Origin of the sequence: Nostoc sp. (genome assembly GCF_036919555.1) — a bacterium.
GTDB lineage: Bacteria > Cyanobacteriota > Cyanobacteriia > Cyanobacteriales > Nostocaceae > Nostoc.
Genome location: NZ_JBALCS010000052.1, coordinates 32,581 through 51,023 on the forward strand (window position 1 = coordinate 32,581; position 18,443 = coordinate 51,023).

22 protein-coding genes are annotated in these 18,443 nt (G+C 42.6%); 10 read left to right on the forward strand and 12 right to left on the reverse strand.

Annotation, left to right across the window (positions count from 1 at the left end):
• Positions 1-6 precede the first annotated feature (6 nt).
• Together V7K36_RS16035 and V7K36_RS16040 are read right to left on the reverse strand one after the other, a co-directional pair.
• Entirely contained in the window at positions 7-351 is a 345-nt protein-coding gene (locus V7K36_RS16035) for a hypothetical protein (RefSeq protein ID WP_335117298.1), read from the reverse strand.
• Positions 352-433: 82 nt separating this feature from the next.
• The gene (locus V7K36_RS16040) at positions 434-1,252 is read right to left on the reverse strand and encodes a pantothenate kinase (RefSeq protein ID WP_335117363.1); all 819 of its coding nucleotides are present in this window, start codon (positions 1,250-1,252) and stop codon (positions 434-436) included.
• Between the two features lie 161 nt (positions 1,253-1,413).
• Between V7K36_RS16040 and V7K36_RS16045 the strand changes: the two genes are divergently transcribed.
• The 5 genes from V7K36_RS16045 (at position 1,414) to V7K36_RS16065 (ending at position 7,189) form a co-directional block, all read left to right on the forward strand.
• Positions 1,414-3,138 carry a diflavin flavoprotein gene (locus tag V7K36_RS16045; RefSeq protein WP_335117300.1) on the forward strand — a complete coding sequence of 575 codons (1,725 nt, stop codon included), beginning with the start codon at positions 1,414-1,416 and terminating at the stop codon, positions 3,136-3,138.
• 305 nt (positions 3,139-3,443) lie between these two features.
• Entirely contained in the window at positions 3,444-5,156 is a 1,713-nt protein-coding gene (locus V7K36_RS16050; RefSeq protein WP_335117302.1) for a diflavin flavoprotein, read from the forward strand.
• Positions 5,157-6,168: 1,012 nt separating this feature from the next.
• Complete coding sequence (locus tag V7K36_RS16055) at positions 6,169-6,444, forward strand: BrnT family toxin (protein ID WP_335117304.1); 276 nt, start codon at positions 6,169-6,171, stop codon at positions 6,442-6,444.
• A complete protein-coding gene (locus V7K36_RS16060; protein WP_335117306.1) occupies positions 6,428-6,670 on the forward strand; it encodes a hypothetical protein in 243 nt (80 codons plus the stop codon). Before V7K36_RS16055 ends, V7K36_RS16060 begins: the two co-directional genes overlap by 17 nt.
• Positions 6,671-6,736: 66 nt before the next feature.
• Complete coding sequence (locus V7K36_RS16065) at positions 6,737-7,189, forward strand: nuclear transport factor 2 family protein (protein WP_335117308.1); 453 nt, start codon at positions 6,737-6,739, stop codon at positions 7,187-7,189.
• Here V7K36_RS16065 and V7K36_RS16070 read toward each other — a convergent pair.
• From V7K36_RS16070 to uvrA, 3 genes are all read right to left on the reverse strand, one after another.
• The gene (locus tag V7K36_RS16070) at positions 7,131-7,349 is read right to left on the reverse strand and encodes a DUF4926 domain-containing protein (RefSeq protein WP_335117310.1); all 219 of its coding nucleotides are present in this window, start codon (positions 7,347-7,349) and stop codon (positions 7,131-7,133) included. The two genes, V7K36_RS16065 and V7K36_RS16070, sit on opposite strands and share 59 nt — an antisense overlap.
• Before the next feature lie 17 nt (positions 7,350-7,366).
• Positions 7,367-7,699 carry a DUF6883 domain-containing protein gene (locus tag V7K36_RS16075; RefSeq protein WP_335117313.1) on the reverse strand — a complete coding sequence of 111 codons (333 nt, stop codon included), beginning with the start codon at positions 7,697-7,699 and terminating at the stop codon, positions 7,367-7,369.
• Between the two features lie 76 nt (positions 7,700-7,775).
• Positions 7,776-10,664, reverse strand: a complete 2,889-nt coding sequence (gene uvrA, locus V7K36_RS16080) for an excinuclease ABC subunit UvrA (RefSeq protein WP_335117315.1) — start codon at positions 10,662-10,664, stop codon at positions 7,776-7,778.
• Positions 10,665-10,846: 182 nt separating this feature from the next.
• Between uvrA and V7K36_RS34145 the strand changes: the two genes are divergently transcribed.
• Positions 10,847-11,113, forward strand: a complete 267-nt coding sequence (locus tag V7K36_RS34145; RefSeq protein WP_442948469.1) for a hypothetical protein — start codon at positions 10,847-10,849, stop codon at positions 11,111-11,113.
• A gap of 163 nt (positions 11,114-11,276) precedes the next feature.
• The gene (locus V7K36_RS16095) at positions 11,277-11,984 is read left to right on the forward strand and encodes a M15 family metallopeptidase (RefSeq protein ID WP_335117318.1); all 708 of its coding nucleotides are present in this window, start codon (positions 11,277-11,279) and stop codon (positions 11,982-11,984) included.
• A 5-nt stretch (positions 11,985-11,989) separates the two neighbouring features.
• Here V7K36_RS16095 and V7K36_RS16100 read toward each other — a convergent pair whose 3' ends face one another.
• Positions 11,990-12,463 (reverse strand): TspO/MBR family protein, encoded by a 474-nt coding sequence (locus tag V7K36_RS16100; protein ID WP_335117320.1) that lies wholly within the window; start codon positions 12,461-12,463, stop codon positions 11,990-11,992.
• 90 nt (positions 12,464-12,553) lie between these two features.
• The gene (locus tag V7K36_RS16105) at positions 12,554-13,027 is read right to left on the reverse strand and encodes a TspO/MBR family protein (RefSeq protein WP_335117322.1); all 474 of its coding nucleotides are present in this window, start codon (positions 13,025-13,027) and stop codon (positions 12,554-12,556) included.
• 264 nt (positions 13,028-13,291) lie between these two features.
• Here V7K36_RS16105 and V7K36_RS16110 point away from each other — a divergent pair, with 264 nt between their 5' ends.
• A complete protein-coding gene (locus V7K36_RS16110) occupies positions 13,292-13,453 on the forward strand; it encodes a hypothetical protein (RefSeq protein ID WP_335117324.1) in 162 nt (53 codons plus the stop codon).
• Between the two features lie 360 nt (positions 13,454-13,813).
• Here V7K36_RS16110 and V7K36_RS16115 read toward each other — a convergent pair whose 3' ends face one another.
• Complete coding sequence (locus V7K36_RS16115) at positions 13,814-14,254, reverse strand: hypothetical protein (protein WP_334830572.1); 441 nt, start codon at positions 14,252-14,254, stop codon at positions 13,814-13,816.
• Between the two features lie 265 nt (positions 14,255-14,519).
• On the opposite strand from V7K36_RS16115, the gene V7K36_RS16120 reads away from it, so the two are divergent.
• Positions 14,520-14,822, forward strand: coding sequence for a hypothetical protein (locus V7K36_RS16120; RefSeq protein WP_335117326.1), 303 nt, complete (start codon positions 14,520-14,522; stop codon positions 14,820-14,822).
• Positions 14,823-14,919: 97 nt separating this feature from the next.
• Here V7K36_RS16120 and V7K36_RS16125 read toward each other — a convergent pair whose 3' ends face one another.
• The 4 genes from V7K36_RS16125 to V7K36_RS16140 all read right to left on the reverse strand — a co-directional run bounded on the left by V7K36_RS16125 (position 14,920) and on the right by V7K36_RS16140 (position 17,263).
• Positions 14,920-15,597, reverse strand: a complete 678-nt coding sequence (locus V7K36_RS16125; RefSeq protein WP_196527287.1) for a response regulator — start codon at positions 15,595-15,597, stop codon at positions 14,920-14,922.
• 218 nt (positions 15,598-15,815) lie between these two features.
• Positions 15,816-16,790, reverse strand: a complete 975-nt coding sequence (era, locus tag V7K36_RS16130; protein ID WP_335117328.1) for a GTPase Era — start codon at positions 16,788-16,790, stop codon at positions 15,816-15,818.
• 154 nt (positions 16,791-16,944) lie between these two features.
• Entirely contained in the window at positions 16,945-17,169 is a 225-nt protein-coding gene (locus V7K36_RS16135; protein ID WP_335117330.1) for a hypothetical protein, read from the reverse strand.
• Positions 17,129-17,263 carry a hypothetical protein gene (locus V7K36_RS16140; protein ID WP_335117332.1) on the reverse strand — a complete coding sequence of 45 codons (135 nt, stop codon included), beginning with the start codon at positions 17,261-17,263 and terminating at the stop codon, positions 17,129-17,131. Before V7K36_RS16140 ends, V7K36_RS16135 begins: the two co-directional genes overlap by 41 nt.
• Before the next feature lie 223 nt (positions 17,264-17,486).
• Here V7K36_RS16140 and V7K36_RS16145 point away from each other — a divergent pair, with 223 nt between their 5' ends.
• Entirely contained in the window at positions 17,487-18,035 is a 549-nt protein-coding gene (locus tag V7K36_RS16145; protein WP_335117334.1) for a DUF928 domain-containing protein, read from the forward strand.
• Positions 18,036-18,443: the final 408 nt, after the last annotated feature.

The following is an 18,443-nucleotide window of genomic DNA, read 5'->3' on the forward strand; positions in this document are numbered from 1 at the left end:
GTGTTTTTACACTGACATCCGATTTTGATTCAAGCTTGTCTCAATCTGTGGGTATGTTTGTTCATCATATCCCGATTCATCAGCTATCCATTCGTCAATCAATCCGATTACTTTTTCTAAGGTATCATCCACTTTTGCTTCCGATTCAGAAAATTGGGCAAGTTGATTTTGCCTTGATTCTCGTAACCAAGTTGGGTTACGCCAACGAAACAAAGGAGGTTGACCTTTACCCAATGGCAACGATTGTCCTTCAATCAAGACATCGACTCTTGCTCTCACTGCCAGCAATTCCGCCAAAGAAAGGGCATCCAATTGCTGCATAATTACATCTAGCTGTGAAGTTTTGGGCATAGTTTATCTAGAGGTAAACTTCTCTTTTAATTCTATGCTATCTGGGCTTTGGCTTGTCTCTTTGCCGTGAAAATTAGGATTCCTATTCCTTATTCTCCATTACTATTTCCCGCATTCCCCAAAAAATTAAATTTGGTTCTACAACCAAACCTGCTGCAATTTCCGGATATAACGCTTGCAAATAGTTTAATAATAAAGTGCGATCGCCCCCTTTAATCACAATCTTCCCATCAGGAAATAAATCCCACCACGCCTCAATAAAATCTTTAATTCCAGCTAAGACAGTGTAAATTACTCCACTTTGAATAGCCTCTGTAGTATTGAGTGCAAAACGTGGTGGTAAAGATTGAAAATTTTGTATTTCTACAAATGGTAATTGTCCTGTTTGTTGACCGAGAGTTGCAAATTGCAAGCCTAATCCCGGTAGAATTGCACCTCCAACTAAACATTGGTTAGAATCCGCAGCCGTAAAAGTCAGGGCTGTTCCTGCATCAATCACCAACATTGGAAAACCCCACGTTTTCCCCGCACCCCACAAAGCTAAAGCGCGGTCAATTCCGAGTGTGGGATAAACACCTTTTAGTGATAATTGGTCTAAAGTAATAACGCGAGTATTTGGGTAAATTTGCCAAATAGCAGTTTGACTGGGAACTACGGAAGCGATGAGGAGAGGGCAGAGGGGCAGAGTGTTTGTTAGAGATTCACCTTCGGGAAAAATTTTCTCTAGTAAATCATTCAGGGTTTGACATTCAGCCAACTGTTGTATAACAGACTCAGGAAGATAGTCAGTATCCCAAGCTGAATAAAGCGTCTCGCCTAGAAACAATGCCCAATGCAGTCGGGAATTCCCAATTTCCAACGCTAGCCAAATTTCCTCTCTGTGTCGCGCCAGTTGCCTCAAGTCGCGGAACCCGTCCAACGCCCTGGCTTCTCTGTGCCTCTGCGGTTTCACACTTTTAACTTTTTTAAGTCAATCATAGGATTTTTAATAAAAATTAACATTCAAGGCGTGTAACAATAAACCTAGAGGAACAAATACTCATTGTGTTAAGGAGGGGAGTTATGGTAGCGCTCACCGAAAAAGCTGAAAAACGGCTGACCATACAGACTGTGGACATCGCTCAAGAGACGACGGCTATTCGCTCTTTAGATTGGGATCGCGATCGCTTCGATATTGAGTTTGGTCTGCAAAACGGTACCACTTATAACTCATTTCTTATCCGTGGGGAGCAGACTGCCTTAGTTGATACCTCCCACGAAAAGTTTCGTCAACTATATTTTGATACGCTTACTGGACTAATCAAGCCAACAGAGATTGATTATTTAATTATCAGCCACACTGAGCCAGACCACAGTGGCTTAGTTAAAGATTTGCTGCAAATGGCTCCAGAAATTACCGTTGTCGGTTCTAAGGTGGCGATTCAGTTTCTTGAAGATTTCGTACATCAGCCATTCAAACGGCGAATTGTGAAAAATGGCGATCGCTTAGATTTGGGCAATGGTCACGAATTTGAATTCGTGATTGCTCCAAATTTACACTGGCCCGATACCATCTTCAGCTTTGACCACAAAACCAAAATTCTTTATACCTGTGATGCTTTTGGGTTGCACTATTGCACAGATAGCACCTTTGATGAAGACTTGGCGGCGATCGAAGCAGACTTTCATTACTACTACGATTGCTTGATGGGGCCGAATGCACGGTCAGTTTTGTCTGCCCTGAAGCGGATGGCGGAACTAAAAACCATTAGCATGATTGCCACAGGACACGGACCATTATTATCTCATAATGTTGAGGAACTAACTGGACGTTACCGCACTTGGAGCCAAAGACAAACTAAGGCAGAAACAGCAGTTGGGATATTTTACGTTTCAGAATACGGATATAGCGATCGCCTCGCGGGTGCAATTGCCAACGGTATCGGTAAAACTGGTGTCGCTGTGGAAATTGTCGATTTGGGATCTGAAGTCGATTTACAAGAACTGCGTGAGCTAGTTAGCCGTTGTGCTGGCATAGTTGTTGGTCTACCTCCAGCTTCTGGCGCTGCTAGCATCCAAGCTGCACTCAGCACAGTTTTAGGATCAGCCAAAGAAAAGCAAGCTATTGGCGTGTTTGAAACCGGTGGTGGCGATGATGAGCCGATAGATCCTTTGCTGAATAAATTCCGCAATTTGGGTTTGACAACAGTTTTTCCAGCGATTCGGATTAAACAAACGCCCACAGAAAACACTTACAAGTTGTGTGAAGAAGCGGGTACAGACTTAGCTCAATGGGTAACACGCGATCGCAGTATCAAAGCCATGAAATCTCTTGGTGCTGACTTAGATAAAGCACTAGGTAGACTTAGCGGCGGATTGTATATTATTACTGCTAAAAAAGGCGATGTTTCCAGTGCCATGCTAGCCTCATGGGTAAATCAAGCTAGCTTCAAACCCTTGGGATTTTCCATTGCCGTAGCCAAAGATCGAGCAATTGAATCACTCATGCAAGTAGGCGATCGCTTTGTTCTTAACATCTTAGAAGAAGGCAATTTCCAACCACTAATGAAGCACTTTTTGAAACGGTTCGCCCCTGGCGCAGATCGCTTTGAAAATGTGAGAACCCAGCCAGCCGAAAATGGTGCCCCCATCCTCAACGACGCTCTCGCCTACATGGAGTGCGAAGTCGTCAGTAGAATGGACTGCGGCGACCATTGGGCAGTATACAGCACCGTCTACGCCGGACGGGTTTCTAAGCCAGATGCTTTGACTGCTGTGCATCACCGTAAAGTTGGAAACCACTATTAAGAGAGGGAGTGGGGAGTAGGGAGTAGGGAGTGGTGTTTCCTACTTCTGATCCCCCATTACCCTAAAATTCATGTCGGAAAGCATTATTAAAAAAGCGAATAGGAAGTGGTGATTCCTACTTCTTATATCATGTCCGCCAAATTACCCATAATAAAAGAACCCCACCCCCAACCCCTCCCCGCAGGCGGGGAGGGGAGACAAAGCATAGCTTTGGCGGGGTGGGGTTCTTCGGGTTTAATAAGAAATCAAGCGAACATGATATTATTCCCCACTCCCCATTCACTACTCCCCACTCCCCACTCCCCATGTCAACAAACAAACCCCGTGATGTTCAAGTTTACCCAATAGGTACAGATACAAGAATATTGCGATCGCGCAGTTGGTCAAGGCTCAGATTTGAAATTGAATATGCTCTTGCTAAGGGTACAACTGCTAATTCTTATTTAATCGAAAGCGATAAAACCGCAATTATCGATCCTCCAGGCGAAACGTTTACGCAAATATATTTAGAAGCGTTGCAGCAGCGTTTCCATCTCGAAGACTTAGATTATGTAATTTTGGGACACGTAAATCCTAACCGGGCTGTAACTTTAAAAGCTTTGTTGGAAATTGCCCCGCAAATTACTTTTGTTTGTTCTAATCCAGGGGCGATAAATTTACGTGCGGCGCTGGAAAATCTAGATTTGCAAATTATTGTCATGCGGGGAGAAGAAACTCTAGATTTGGGTAACGGGCATAATTTACAATTTATTCCCACTCCCAACCCCCGCTATGCAGATCAACTTTGCACCTACGATCCCCAAACAGAAATTCTGTACACAGATAAGTTATTTGGGGCGCATGTTTGTGGCGATCAGGTATTTGATGAAGGCTGGGAAATATATAACGAAGATCGGCGCTATTATTTTGATTGCCTCATGGCTCCCCACGCCCGTCAAGTTGAAACAGCGCTGGATAAACTTGCCGATTTTCCTGTGCGAATGTATGCCAATGGACACGGGCCTTTGGTACGCGATGGCTTAATCGAACTGACCAAAGCTTATCGGGAATGGAGTCAACAGCAAACATCTGCTGACTTGACAGTAGCGTTAATTTATGCCTCAGCTTACGGGAATACAGCTACATTGGCTCAAGCGATCGCTCGTGGGATCACAAAAGCTGGTGTTGCTGTAGAATCGATTAACTGCGAATTCACTGAACCAGAAGAAATCCGGCTTGCTGTCGAAAAATCTGCTGGCTTTGTGATCGGTTCACCTACCCTCGGTGGTCATGCACCCACACCCGTGCAAACAGCTTTAGGAATTGTACTATCCACCGCTACTAACAATAAACTCGCTGGTGTTTTTGGTTCCTTTGGCTGGAGTGGAGAAGCGGTTGATTTAATTGAGAGTAAATTGAAAGATGCTGGCTATCGGTTTGGTTTTGACACCATCCGCGTAAAATTCAAACCCGACGATGCCACCTTACAATTGTGTGAAGAAGCTGGAACCGACTTTGCCCAAGCATTGAAGAAAACCAGAAAAGTGCGATCGCCAAGTCAACCTGCAACAAGTGTAGAACAAGCAGTTGGTCGGATTGTGGGTTCTCTTTGTGTTCTCACAGCAAAAGAAGGCGATCGCTCCAGTGCCATGTTAGCCTCTTGGGTCGCTCAAGCTAGCTTTAGTCCCCCTGGTTTAACCATAGCTGTAGCCAAAGAACGCGCAGTAGAAACACTGACGCATACAGGAAACAAATTTGTCCTCAACATTCTTAAAGAAGGGAATCACTTGGGGTTGATGAAGCACTTCCTCAAACCTTTTGGCCCAGGAGAAGATCGATTTGCTGATGTGGCCGCCCAAGAAACTGAAAGCGGTTCTCCCATACTTACAGATGCCCTAGCATATCTCGAATGTTCCGTACAAAATCGGATGGAATCTGGCGATCATTGGTTGGTTTATGCAACTGTCGAGAATGGCAAATTGTTAGATAATGATGGCATCACAGCCGTGCATCATCGCAAGTCCGCAACTCATTATTAATCAATCATGGCCAATTTCCGACCCCAGCCGATTTTTGCTAGTACAATTGTTACCCTCCTCGCTTGCGGGGAGGGGTTAGGGGTGGGGTGCTTTAATTTTGGGTATACTTGCTAGGGATCAGATTATGTCTGATAGCGGATCTTGTTGGATGTATTACAGTACTTCCTCCTCCTATGAGGTACAGATACTTGGGATGCTATTAGGACATACAAAGGATAATTAGATCAATTAGTGTAACTCATAACTTCGGGAAGTGCTGTAAATAAAAATATACCTATTGTTACCTATTGTATGTAGTATATCTTATAAGAAAATTATGAAACTTATAAAAATCCATGTAATTAAGTTACTTTCAAAATTTTGACTCGTATTCCCATGCTTAAAGTGACTTTATTTTATATATCTAATTAAAAAGTCACTTTTTAGATAATGATCTATAATATAAATAAGATAAATAAAAAAAGCCCGTGAACTGCATAATTCACGAGCTTGAACAATTAAATGACTGAAAAAGCTATTACCAGTAGCCTAATCATTTTGTCATTTTTGTTTCAAAAGTGTAATTCCTGAAATTACCGATTTAGCAGCAGAGTCTGTATGCGCTGCTGTTTTGGCTACATTGAAAGATATGTAAGCCAACATAAGCAGGGAAGCAAAAGACACGATAATGTGTTTGTTCAATATTCCCTCGTATTTGGTTTGTTTGAATCCCCAGAAAAAATTTTTAGGGGATTAACTACTATTGTACAGTAAAAAACACTTGCTTGATGTAGAAACAGTGAAAAGATAGCCTCAAGCTAGAGCTTGGGGCAAATTTGTTTTAAGGCTGGAAATTATACTGCACTACTGGGTTGTTTTTTTTGCAAAAACTCTATTAATCCTGAAAACTTTTAACTAGAGCGATCGCAGTAATATTCAATGAATACAGTTGTGCTAAACCTACAGCTAATGGTTCACCTTACAGATGAGCAGTTTTAGCAACTCTGTATAGCTAATCGGATATGATCTGGTCATGGAGTTCGAGTGGGATAAATCAAAAGCAGCCGCAAATTTGAAGAAGCACGGTGTCAGCTTTGAAGAAGCCAAAACTGTCTTCAGCAATTCTCTGGCAGTGATCTTTGATGATGAAGCGCACTCTATAGATGAGCAGCGAGAAATCATTATTGGTCACTCTCAACAAAATCTCTTGCTGTTGATTTCCTTCACTGAGCGTTCCAATGCTATCCGTATCATCAGCACCCGTCTACCTACTCGAAAGGAACGTGAAGATTATGAACGAAACACATGAAGAAAAATCGCAAAATTCTGACGACGAGCTTCAGGTTGAGTATCGTTTCGATTATGATTCGGCAAAGCCCAATCGTTTTGCTGCCCGTAGTGGAACGCAACAATTAACAGTTGTGGTCTTAGATGAAGATGTGGCTCAGGTTTTCACCACACCAGAATCGGTCAACAAAGTGTTAAGGGCGTTGATTAAGTCAATGCCACAAGCAGCAAACGGCGAGACAGCCTAACAAAGAAAGTTGCATCGGACGGTTGTAAGCCGTTTTATCAAAGGTATAATCAACTCCAGCAAGTAGATGAAAGCAGACTATTTAGAAGAATCGCTTCTCCGTGAGTTTGAGGAGCGTTTGCTTCAACCGGATGTACGAAAGTCAGCTAAAGATGTCATGGACTTACTTGCTGACGCGTTCATTGAGTTCGGAAGCTCAGGGCGTGTTTGTGATAAACAACAAATTATCAACAGCTTGCAGAATGAACCCATTGAATCTCTGACTCAAAGATCGATAACAGAATTCAAAACCTTAGTTTTGGCAACAGGGGTTATTTTAGTAACCTATCGTGTAGTCAGATATATATCTGATGAACAGCCTGTTTATTCGCTGCGAAGTTCCATCTGGAAATTGAACAATGAGCGATGGAAAATGATTTTTCATCAGGGTACTCTGGTTAGAGAATCAGAAGGGCAGTATATTAAACCAATAATGTTTTCCCACCAATTGGTTGATGATATAAACTCATTAGCTGGCTAGCATTTAAAGTTTCTACGGCATAAGCTTTTCCTGTTAAGTCGCTGAATTCTACTTCAAAAACTCCAGGTTCATATTCTTCTACAATCGTTCCTACTTGACCGCGATGCAATCCCAATTCTGGTAAGTCTTCGGTTAGGGCAACCACATCTAATAATTTCATTGGTATTACCTCATTGCTTAGATTACATAACAGGTGACTAGGCGGGGAAAGCCTTCATTATTACGCACTATCCAAACGCTTTGAATAATTGCTTGTTTATCTGAACGATTCAGGGGAAAATCAATGATATATTTTTGACCGTATGGATTCCTTTTACCAGGGATGGCATCATAATTTGCTACTGCTTGTAAAAGGATCGCTTGTAATTCTTCTGCATGAGCTAAATTTAAGTCTAGTGCAGATTTAAATACACGGGCTTTGTGTTTTCCCTCTGGATGTTCTGGGTTGAGACAGTAACCCGCGATTTTATCTATTTCAACGATAGCGGATTCACGGTTAGGAAGTTTCATAATACGTTTGCTACAACCTTCTCCGCTTTTTTGACCTGGATATGACCTGTATGTAATGCACCTTACTTGCAAAAGACTAAGATTTCATTGTCGGATATTGCTGCAAAACCTGCTGCAAATATTGCCCAGTATAAGACCTGGGATTTTTTGCAACTTCCTCCGGTGTACCCACAGCAATCAATTCTCCGCCTTTGTCGCCACCTTCTGGCCCCAAATCTATCACCCAATCAGAACAACGAATTACATCTAAGTTGTGTTCAATTACTAATATTGAATTGCCTTTATCTACCAATCGTTGCAACACATCTAACAATTTGTGGACATCATAAAAAGATAACCCGGTTGTCGGTTCATCTATTAAATAAAGTGTCTTCCCTGTAGCGCGTCGAGATAGTTCTGTTGCCAATTTTACCCGTTGCGCTTCCCCACCAGATAAGGTAGTCGCAGGTTGTCCTAGTTGGACATAACCCAACCCGACATCAAATAAAGTTTGCAACCGCGCGATCGCTTTGGGAATATTTTGAAAAAAGTCTAAACTTTCCTCAACTGTCATTCTCAGAACATCAGAAATAGACTTATCTTTGTACTTCACTTGCAAAGTTTCACGGTTGTATCTTGCACCTTTACAAATTTCGCATTGCACGTAAACATCTGGCAGAAAATTCATTTCAATAACATTCACACCCTGTCCACTACAAGCTTCGCAACGTCCACCTTTAACGTTGAAAGAAAATTGTCCGGGTTTGTAACCCCTAGCTTTCGCTTCTACTGTTTGGGAAAATACATCCCGAATGGCATCGAAAATTCCTGTGTAAGTTGCAGGGTTAGAACGTGGTGTGCGTCCAATAGGAGATTGATCGATAACGATCGCTTTATCAATCGCGTTTAATCCCTGAATTTTCTCCAAATGTCTCGGTAAGGGAACTTTCTTAGTTAAATGGTGTTGCAGAGATGGATACAGTAACTCGTTAATCAGGGTAGATTTGCCAGAACCAGACACACCAGTGATGGCCACAAGTTTACCTAATGGAATGTCTACATCTATATTTCTTAAATTGTTGCGATGGGCATTTTTAATTCCCAAACTGCGCCCATTTCCTTCGCGGCGTTCTGCTGGCGTGGTAATTACTCGCCTTCCTGATAAATAAGCACCCGTCAAGGAATCTTCTGCTGCTAATAATGCCTGAAAATCGCCTTGGGCGACAATATTTCCGCCGTGAATTCCTGCACCAGGGCCAATATCAACTATGTAGTTAGCTGCACGAATTGTTTCTTCATCGTGTTCAACAACAATTAATGTATTACCCAAATCACGTAATTTAGTTAATGTTTTGAGCAACCTGCCATTATCTCGTTGATGCAAACCAATACTCGGTTCATCTAAAACGTAGAGAACTCCTGTTAAACCAGAACCAATTTGTGTTGCTAGACGAATGCGTTGAGCTTCACCACCAGAAAGAGTCATTGCGGGACGGTCAAGGCTAAGGTAATCTAAACCTACATCTAACAAAAATTGCAATCTACCTTTGATTTCTCGGAGGACTAAATCAGCAATTTGTAACTGGCGATCGCTCAACTTGAATTGCTCAATTCTCTCCCGACAATCCCGAATTGATGCCGTAGTCAAATCTAAAATTCCATATTGACCCAACTTCACCGCCAATGCTTCCGGTTTTAAGCGTTTTCCCTGACAAACTTCACACGGCTGATCAATTAAATACTGCTCTAATTTTTGCTTAACTAGCTCAGAACCACCCTCATATTGTCGTTGCAAAATTGGAATAGCACCTTTAAAGTTTTGGGTTTTTTGGGCTTTTGTATTTCCTTCTTCTTTTTCTCCATACAGAATAATCTGCTGCTGTTCTACTGTCAGTTTGCTCCAATTTGTCTGTAACTCAAACCCATGAGCTTGCGCGATGCTATAGAGTAATTCCAAGTAATAAGAATTATCTTTTTCTGACCAAGGGGCGATCGCAGCATAAAGTGGCGCTTCCGGGTCAGGTACGATCAAATCTGGCGCAAATCTCCTTAAAGTCCCGATTCCATGACAGTGTGGACAAGCACCATAAGGTGAGTTAAACGAGAATAATCGCGGCGATAGCTCGTCCATTACCGCGCCATGTTCTGGACAAGCAAAGTTTTCCGAAAATACTAATTCTTCTTCTTTTTCTTGTCCGTCATCACCAAGTAGACTCAGAAGAATGGTCGCAATACCACCCGATTGTTTGAGACACGTAGACAGGGAATCAACCAAACGCTCTTGAATATCAGGCTTTTTCACCAGGCGGTCAATTACCACTTCGATGGTGTGGGTAAAATTTTTATCCAATTCAATGGAATCTGACAGTTCGCGTACTTCGCCATTGATCCGCACGCGGACAAAACCTTGAGATGCCAGACTTGACAAAAGCTTACGGTGTGTGCCTTTTTTACCCCGGATAACGGGTGCAAGAATTTGGAAGCGGGTGCGGTCTGGTAATTCCATAATCCGATCGCACATCTCATCGATTGTCTGGGGTGCAATACAGCGATCGCATATCGGACAATGGGGTTCGCCAGCCCGGCCAAACAACAGCCGCAAATAGTCGTAAATCTCCGTCACCGTACCCACAGTGGAACGGGGGTTATGAGACGTTGATTTTTGGTCAATGGAAATTGCTGGACTTAAGCCTTCAATCGCCTCCACATCCGGCTTATCCAACTGTCCTAAAAATTGCCGTGCGTAGGCGCTGAGGGATTCCACATAGCGACGTTGCCCTTCAGCGAAAATCGTATCAAAAGCCAGGGAAGACTTACCAGAACCAGAAACGCCAGTAAACACAATCAGGCGATCGCGCGGCAATTCCAAGTCAATATTTTTCAGATTATGCTGCCTAGCACCCCGAATCCGAATGGTATTCTGGCTGTTGTGGCTGGGGTAAGGAAGATGTCCGTTCAAGGATGCGGCTAGGTGTTGGTCTGACATATTGGCGGCGAAGAAGGAGTTTCTGATGAAACAGTCCTTAATAATACTATCTTTAAATCGGTTTATAGTAGAACAATAGTACTGTTTTAGTTAGTTATCGTTCCAAATTCATCCCGCAGACATCCTTAAGAGTCTGCTAATTTGGAAGCATCCCGATTAAATATCCTTCTGAGGGCGAAGCTATGGTATCGCAAATCCAACCGCCGACCCAGCCAGAGGTCATCTACCCAGATAGTGACGGACAACCAGTGGCTGATAATACCATACAATTTGGCTGGATTATAGAACCCATTTGGGATCTATACCTTCGCCAACCGTTTGAGCATCAGTCGGATGAAGCAAACATCGACCTTAGCTGTGGCATTGTCCAAGGTTCTCTCAAAGTTCTTGACCAGGCTTTTACAACAGGCTCTATACAACGCCGGGCTGATGCCGCAGTCGCCACTTGAGCTCCTCAAAATCGACGAGTGGAACAGATCGACGTGAATATTAAGGGGGTTCTGTACGGCATTGCCGCAGCACTGCCGTATATGCAGCTATGACTCTATGTGGGTGGGACTCCCTGAATGCTATGCTTTGGTTAAAATCCCTAATTTTTGTGTGGCTGACTAGATGAGGGCTTATCATCAAATCCCAATTTTCGAGTGTGGTGAACCGCTAATAGAGATTCCTTTAGAACTGTTTGCGGTGGAATCTCCCCACCCTTATGAAAAATTAGGTGCTATTTATGGCGAACACTCCCCTTATTACCTCCGTCAAAGCGTGATTGAAAATTTGCTCCAAGCCCAAAATTACCTTGATCTTTTGCATCCTAACTGGCGTATCCAAATCTTTGATGCCTATCGCCCGATCGCAGTCCAGCAGTTTATGGTAGATTACAGCTTCGCCCAAGCAGTGCAGGATAGGGGACTGACTGAGGTGGAGTTATCAACAAAGCAACGCCAAGAGATTTGGGAGGCGGTTTATGAAATTTGGGCTGTACCAAGTTTAGATAAAAAAACTCCGCCTCCTCACAGTACAGGTGCGGCGGTGGATGTGACGCTGGTAGATGATGCAGGTCAAATAGTGGATATGGGTTCGCCGATTGATGAAATGTCAGAGCGATCGCATACCGATTATTATGCCAATAGCGATCGTCAACAAGCACAAAAGTATCATGCTCGCCGTCAGTTATTGTGGGATGTCATGTTAAAAGTCGGCTTTCAACGCAATCCCAAAGAGTGGTGGCATTTTTCGGTTGGTGATCAAATGTGGGCTTGGCTGAATAATCAATCCAATCCAGCCAATGTTGTCACCGCACGTTATGGGCGTCTTGTATAGATACGTTAGGCATCTTGAGGGTTTAACTCCTTTAACTCGTCGGTAGTGTAAGTACCAATGGGAGTCCAAACTAGATAGGGAAGGAGTAACAGCGCCGCCATTAGAGAAATTGGTAAAACGCAGATTGCCAAGCCAATGGCTAAAATCAAACCGATTAGTCCAAGAATTTCTCCCGTTTTCAGACTACGAAACCTCAGCATTAGAGGTATGTAGGCGACGGTGATAATTTCCACCAAAAGGTACAAAGCCATTAGTAGCCAAGTAATTAAGCTTCCTGGATTTTTTTGCCAGACAATATAAGCTGAAGTTGCACCGCTAATAAAAATCACAGTCCAGATGAGCGGAATTAGCAGCTCAAAAACTAGCCAGTGAGGGCGACTTAACTGTGCAAACCATTTAACATCACGCGGCGTAATCAAGAAACTACCAAGGGCGATGAAGAAAGTTATAGCCCCAATTATTATCCAAGATGGAATCATAATGCACTCAAGCTTTGTGTATTTTGTCAAGTCATACACTGCAAGTCTGACAATTTCGGGCATAAGTTGAATCATTCCCTGGTGCGAATCTTAGGCATCTTGAGGATTGAGAGTGATCATCTGCCAAGTGGTATAAGTACCAATGGGACTCCAAAGCAAATAAGGAACTAGTAACAATGCTGCCCAACCAGAAATAGTTAAGATTGCAAGTATCAATAAAGCACAAATGAAAAAACCTGTGCCACCAAGAATTGTACCCACTTTCAGACTGCGAAGCTTAAACATTACAGGCGTATAGGCAATGGTAATAATTTCTAATAGCAGGTATAAACCCATGATTAACCAGGTTGGGGTGCTTCCTGGGTCTTTTTCCCAGACAATATAAGCTGACCAAGCACCGCAAATAAATATTACAGTCCAGATAATTGGAATCGCACCCTCAAAAGTTAGCCATCTCGGTCGTTGTAAGCGGTTGAACCATTGGCGATCGCTAGGTGTAATTACGTTAGCTACTAAGGCAACTAAGAAAGCCACACCCCCAATCACCATCCAAGATTTAATCATGCCCGTTAGTCCTTTGCGATCGCTCTCTATCGCTTAATATCACCTTTTATAGTGTGATTTTGTCAATTTAATTGCTAATTATTCATCATCCCTGAGTTTGAAACCTTCACATCGTTTGGCAGGATTTTACAACTATTTTCGTCTTAAATAGACCACGCGGTAGGGGCACAGCAATGCTGTGCCCTTACGACAGATGTGGTTCAAAGACATGAAAACTCCTTTAAAACCTCGTTTTTTAGCTCCGTTAACGAGTCTTTGATATTCGTGAACAACGATCAGAATTTCAACAAGAGAAACGAGATAAAACTAGGTTATGCGATCGCTACCGCAATGGACGCGATCGCACCAAGATTTCTCAACCCTGCGGGATCTTGCTACAGCATGACATTTTACCAAAATAATGGGTCTAAAGCCCCGCCGTTCTAGGGTGGCTTTTGGTACAATAGCGATAGTGGAAAAGGTAATCAACCACGCTAAAAACCTTGTTGTCGAAAGACACGCTGCACCTTGAAAATTGAATCTATGCGGTTCTACTGCATTTTTCTAGACTCCACCTCGCAGTAGGTAAAAGATTCAGAGGAGCTAGGGCGTTCAGCATTTTGGGGTAATTATCTCCAAATCTAAACAGAACTCGCGACAACGCGAATAGGGTAGGGCATACCCGAATTAACGCTTGGGGAGAATCCCACCTCTGAGTTAGATGACGCAAGGACTCTAATTTAAGTGGTTTCGGTGAGCCAAGAATCCCCCTACGTTCACGCCGGGGAGTGTCAAACACTTCAGCTTCTATGAGCCGACAGTGACGGGGTAAGATAACACAAAGGGCTTGAAACTAGCTCCAGATTTGGGAGTACCGCTTAACTCCAATTCATAAGCTCCTACTTTGGGAAATACGATCTCGGCTCCGGGAATGCCTTTATATTGCTTGGTTGAGACATTATGTAAACTGGGCTTTAGCAATGGGGCATCAGTTTCACTGTGAGGTTCAGGGTAGACAGCCAACTGACAGTTACATTGTGTCAGGGGGATTAGTCGCCCGCCTCTATGAGTGAGGACAATCCAAACATGAGCGGTTTTGCCAGCTTGAGGATTGTCATGGGGTTCAATATGCAACATCCCGCCTACGTCCCCAGATACCTTTTCGGTGTGGGCATTAACTGGTGTGGCAATTAAAACCGAAATTAATAATAGCCATCCCAAATTCTTCTCAAGAGTAAAGTTGAACATAGAGTTTCTAAAAAGTAAGCGAAGTAGTCTAGGCTGACTGGGGAAAGGCAATTAAAGGAAAATTCAAAAATTTTTGATGCTATTTTTCCACCAGTATTTAGGAACGATAATTTTAAAAGAATACTTGCGTCAAAAGACAACCTGTCAAACTTTCGCTATAGGGTTTTCCCCTTGTCCTCTTCGTTGACTCTTGAACTCCTACCTAAATATCTAACTTAAAGCCATATTAGTTTATTACTTATGATAGTTACTTTCATTCATCTGGATGAGTGAAAGTAGTGAGAGTGATGAGTCAAAGCAAATATATTTAGTAGCTGAGGTTCAAAGCATGGATTCAACAGGTAAAGTTCAAATTGTGAACTCGTCCTGGTACGTTCCATTGTCGTTGAAAGAGTATGCAATGAGCCGAGTGACTGTCTACTTTTATAGCGATGGATGGGTTCCAATTAAATATTGTTCTTTGGAAAAGGCAATTTTGCTTCACCAAAAGGCAAACTTAGAAGGCAAGGAAATTTTCTTATTTCCTGTTAATTTAGACCCGAATCAATTCTCAAACTCTTTTAACTAAAATAGATTGAGGTAGACTATTTTTGAAAAATCTTGGCAACAAATAAATCGGCCATAGAGGCGTACATATATATGTACACCTCTACTTGTAAATGGGATTAAACCAATCCAGAACGCAGTGCTACAACTGCTGCTTGCACGCGATCGTCTACTGCTAATTTATTCATAATCCCCCGGACGTGAGTTTTGATGGTGTTGGGACTGAGATAAAGTTTTTCAGCAATCTCTGGGTTACTCAAGCCGTCTACCATGAGTTTCAACACTTCTAACTCGCGCCCAGATAAGTTGGCGTTATTGCTGGTGGGTGAGGGCGGTTTGAGATTATCAATTACTCGTCGCGCAATTTGGGGATCGAGATAGGCTGCACCATCAACTGCGGCTGCGATCGCACTTAACAATCTTTCCACACTTGCACCTTTGATACAATAGGCATCTGCACCGCTAGACAGTGCGGCAATAATTTCCGTCTCCGTTTGATGAGATGTCAGCATCACCACATGAGTTGCTGGCAGAGCCGCCTTTATTTGCTGTGTCGCTGCAATGCCATCCAATCGCGGCAACCCAATATCCATAACCACCAAATCAGGTTTCAGTTGCAGTGCGGCTTGAACTCCCAAATAACCATCTTCTGCTTGTCCAACAATCTCCAACTGAGGATGAGCCATTAACGATTGCTCTAATCCCAGTTGCATCATCGGATCATCTTCGACAATTAACACGCGCAACGGCGGAGCATTGGCGGGTAAATTTAAGGGATAGCGAGTATCTAAAGACATTTTTATTAATTAAGAGTCATTTGTCATTACTTATTGTAAATTAAAGGATTTAACACCCCTACTTCTACAGGTAGCCCCAGTTTCAGTCCGGGTTTAAATCTCCGTCTGAAAATCTCTAAAATGTTTGAATTTGGAATTGTTAATAGTCTTTTGCCTTTTGTCCTTTACTTTTTTTGCCTGCCAATAACCAATGACAAATGACCAATGACTAACTTGTTTTATTCTTCCACGCGATAGCCTAACTCTGCTAAACTCACCCGCGACTGTCGCCATTTTGGCTGGACTTTGACAAACAATTCTAGATAAACTTTACCAGCGATTAACTTTTGGATTTGTTCGCGGGCTTCACTACCAATTGCTTTGAGCATCGCTCCGCCTTTGCCTATGAGTATGCCTTTTTGGGAATCGCGCTCGACGTTGATGGTAGCAAGTATACGGGTAATGCTGGGAGTTTCTTCTACTAAGTCAATGGCGATCGCTACTGAATGGGGTACTTCTTCACGAGTCAATAATAAAATTTGTTCTCGGATCAATTCACCCATAATAAAGCGCTCTGGCTGGTCAGTTACTAAGTCTGGGGGATAGTATAATGGCCCAATTTCTAAATGTTCAATTAATAATTCTTGAAGTTGTGGTAATCCGGCACTAGTCTTGGCAGAAAATTTTACGATTTCCCATTCATGGGACTTGCCCATCTGGGCGTAACTATTATCTAAAAAGTGGGAATCGGGCGGTTGTTGGTCGGTTTTGTTCACGCCCAGAATTATCGGTGTTTTGCTGCGACTGAGCAAATCGGCAATATAGCGATCGCCTGCTCCACAAGCCACAGATCCATCTACCACAAATAGCGCTACATCTACCGATTCAATGGCAATTTTAGCATTTCGCACCAACACTTCACCCAATTGATGATGGGGCTTATGAATTCCTGGCGTATCTACAAAAATTAACTGCGCCTCTGGTGTAGTTAATATACCGCGCAAACGGTTACGTGTTGTTTGTGCTATCGGTGATGTAATCGCAATTTTTTCTCCTACCAATTGATTCATCAAAGTAGATTTACCGACATTAGGACGACCCACAATGCCGATAAAACCTGATTTAAATTCAGGAGGAGCCTGTGGGATTGTGGCTTCTCCTGAAAAAGAGAAGTTGTAATTATCAATACTAGTCACCTTTGGCTCCACCCTCATATTTTACAGCTGGTATAACTTGATTTTTTCTTAGACACCAAATAAGCATAAAATTACCCTGGCATTTTTAGGGATTACTTTTGCCGAGGTTTAATCTACTACTGGCTCTACACTTATATTTTACAGCTGAGATAACTTGATTTTGTTTTTAAATTCAAAACAAAGATAAAATTACTAGGGATAAATCAGGAGCGATCGCCAATCTTGTCGTTTGGATTGAGGCATATAGTGCGATGCCTGCGGTGTTCTCGTTGCCATCGCAATTTGATGTAAAGTTTCCCGTCAGGTGATCGCTCAGATCACTACATGGGTAAAAGTGCGATCGTCTATCTTGTTCTTTATATTGGATAAGTGCGATCGCCGCTCTTGTAGGATGCATTAACGAAGTGCGATCGCCTCATCTTCCAAGCACTTGTAGCGACAGTCTTAAAAGGAATGCCATAACTCAAGTATGATGGTTGATTTAGTGCCATCGTCTACTATCATAGATTTCACCCATCACAGCTATGATTGGGCGATAGCGCAAGCGCTGACTTGTCAGTTAGCACTTATGAGAAAGCAGGACTAAAGCAAAACTGTTCGCCTAGCCCCGTGGCACTAAGTATAAAGCAATTTCGTGGGGAAGAGCGCACTTTTGGAAAGCAGAACTCAAGCAAAACTGTTCGCTGAGAGAGCAATCGCACTACAATGATTAGGATGATGAAGAGAACCGTATCTAAGTGCGATCGACAGGCTCTGAAGTTTTTTCAGGAAGCACATGGAATAAGTCCTGGAAGCGGGTCTGCCAATAGAGCGATCGCTAATGTTACAGGTTATATTGCGCGTGGCAGCAGAAAAAGAATTGGCATTGCTGGAAAACCTGGTAGAGTAGGGTCTGCGGCAACGCGAGGAAATTGCTTTCAAAATCAAAAACCTGCTATTCCGCTTCTAGCCCTAGGTTCACAAGCTCTACTGAGTACCGAAGAGTACCCGACTTTCTATTTCTACATTCCTAAAATCACACCAGAAACGCAAGCGATGGAATTTGTTTTGCGTGATGATTTTCGTGATGATGAAAATATTACGCCTGAAAATATTAGACCTTTTAAACTTTATAAGATTTTGGCGTGTAAAAAAAGGATTTTCCTACAGGTGCATCAGACGAAACTTAAAAGAGAACGCTGGAAAACTAGCTCCTGGTTTTTAAAAGCTAGTACATTAGACATCTCCGAAAACGGTCTAAGCATCTCTGTGACTAACTTATGAGAAACTGCCTTTGTTGATAAAATGTAAACCGCAAAAAACTACTACATTTTTATGACTGTAAAACTCCAGACCGAAAAAGACTTTCTTACGGGAAACATTAGTATAAAGATAAATCAAGAAACAGAAAACGAAAAAGTTCTATGTTCTCATTGTCAGCGCACCGCCACCAACGGTATTAAGTGTAAAGGGATTTGTGTGGCTGACAATGACTATTAACGTATGAATTTTATCGAGGAATGAATATTGTAATTTGGATTGGGGATGAGGTTTTCCATCGCCATGTGTTGTAAGAAAAGCCGTTGAATTTGATTGAGCGGGAATACGGGATCATGGATAAAGTACTATGTAATTCTAAATAAACCAAGGAGTGGAAGAAAACAGTAATGCAGAGTATTAAGTTATGTTCTC

Coding starts and splice junctions, on each gene's coding strand:
- V7K36_RS16035 (WP_335117298.1), bottom strand. CDS start 351: ATGCCCAAAACTTCACAGCTAGATGTAATTATGCAGCAATTGGATGCC.
- V7K36_RS16045 (WP_335117300.1), top strand. CDS start 1,414: ATGGTAGCGCTCACCGAAAAAGCTGAAAAACGGCTGACCATACAGACT.
- V7K36_RS16050 (WP_335117302.1), top strand. CDS start 3,444: ATGTCAACAAACAAACCCCGTGATGTTCAAGTTTACCCAATAGGTACA.
- V7K36_RS16055 (WP_335117304.1), top strand. CDS start 6,169: ATGGAGTTCGAGTGGGATAAATCAAAAGCAGCCGCAAATTTGAAGAAG.
- V7K36_RS16060 (WP_335117306.1), top strand. CDS start 6,428: ATGAACGAAACACATGAAGAAAAATCGCAAAATTCTGACGACGAGCTT.
- V7K36_RS16065 (WP_335117308.1), top strand. CDS start 6,737: ATGAAAGCAGACTATTTAGAAGAATCGCTTCTCCGTGAGTTTGAGGAG.
- V7K36_RS16070 (WP_335117310.1), bottom strand. CDS start 7,349: ATGAAATTATTAGATGTGGTTGCCCTAACCGAAGACTTACCAGAATTG.
- V7K36_RS16075 (WP_335117313.1), bottom strand. CDS start 7,699: ATGAAACTTCCTAACCGTGAATCCGCTATCGTTGAAATAGATAAAATC.
- uvrA (WP_335117315.1), bottom strand. CDS start 10,664: ATGTCAGACCAACACCTAGCCGCATCCTTGAACGGACATCTTCCTTAC.
- V7K36_RS34145 (WP_442948469.1), top strand. CDS start 10,847: ATGGTATCGCAAATCCAACCGCCGACCCAGCCAGAGGTCATCTACCCA.
- V7K36_RS16095 (WP_335117318.1), top strand. CDS start 11,277: ATGAGGGCTTATCATCAAATCCCAATTTTCGAGTGTGGTGAACCGCTA.
- V7K36_RS16100 (WP_335117320.1), bottom strand. CDS start 12,463: ATGATTCCATCTTGGATAATAATTGGGGCTATAACTTTCTTCATCGCC.
- V7K36_RS16105 (WP_335117322.1), bottom strand. CDS start 13,027: ATGATTAAATCTTGGATGGTGATTGGGGGTGTGGCTTTCTTAGTTGCC.
- V7K36_RS16115 (WP_334830572.1), bottom strand. CDS start 14,254: ATGTTCAACTTTACTCTTGAGAAGAATTTGGGATGGCTATTATTAATT.
- V7K36_RS16120 (WP_335117326.1), top strand. CDS start 14,520: ATGAGTGAAAGTAGTGAGAGTGATGAGTCAAAGCAAATATATTTAGTA.
- V7K36_RS16125 (WP_196527287.1), bottom strand. CDS start 15,597: ATGTCTTTAGATACTCGCTATCCCTTAAATTTACCCGCCAATGCTCCG.
- era (WP_335117328.1), bottom strand. CDS start 16,790: ATGAGGGTGGAGCCAAAGGTGACTAGTATTGATAATTACAACTTCTCT.
- V7K36_RS16135 (WP_335117330.1), bottom strand. CDS start 17,169: ATGCATCCTACAAGAGCGGCGATCGCACTTATCCAATATAAAGAACAA.
- V7K36_RS16140 (WP_335117332.1), bottom strand. CDS start 17,263: ATGGCACTAAATCAACCATCATACTTGAGTTATGGCATTCCTTTTAAG.
- V7K36_RS16145 (WP_335117334.1), top strand. CDS start 17,487: ATGATGAAGAGAACCGTATCTAAGTGCGATCGACAGGCTCTGAAGTTT.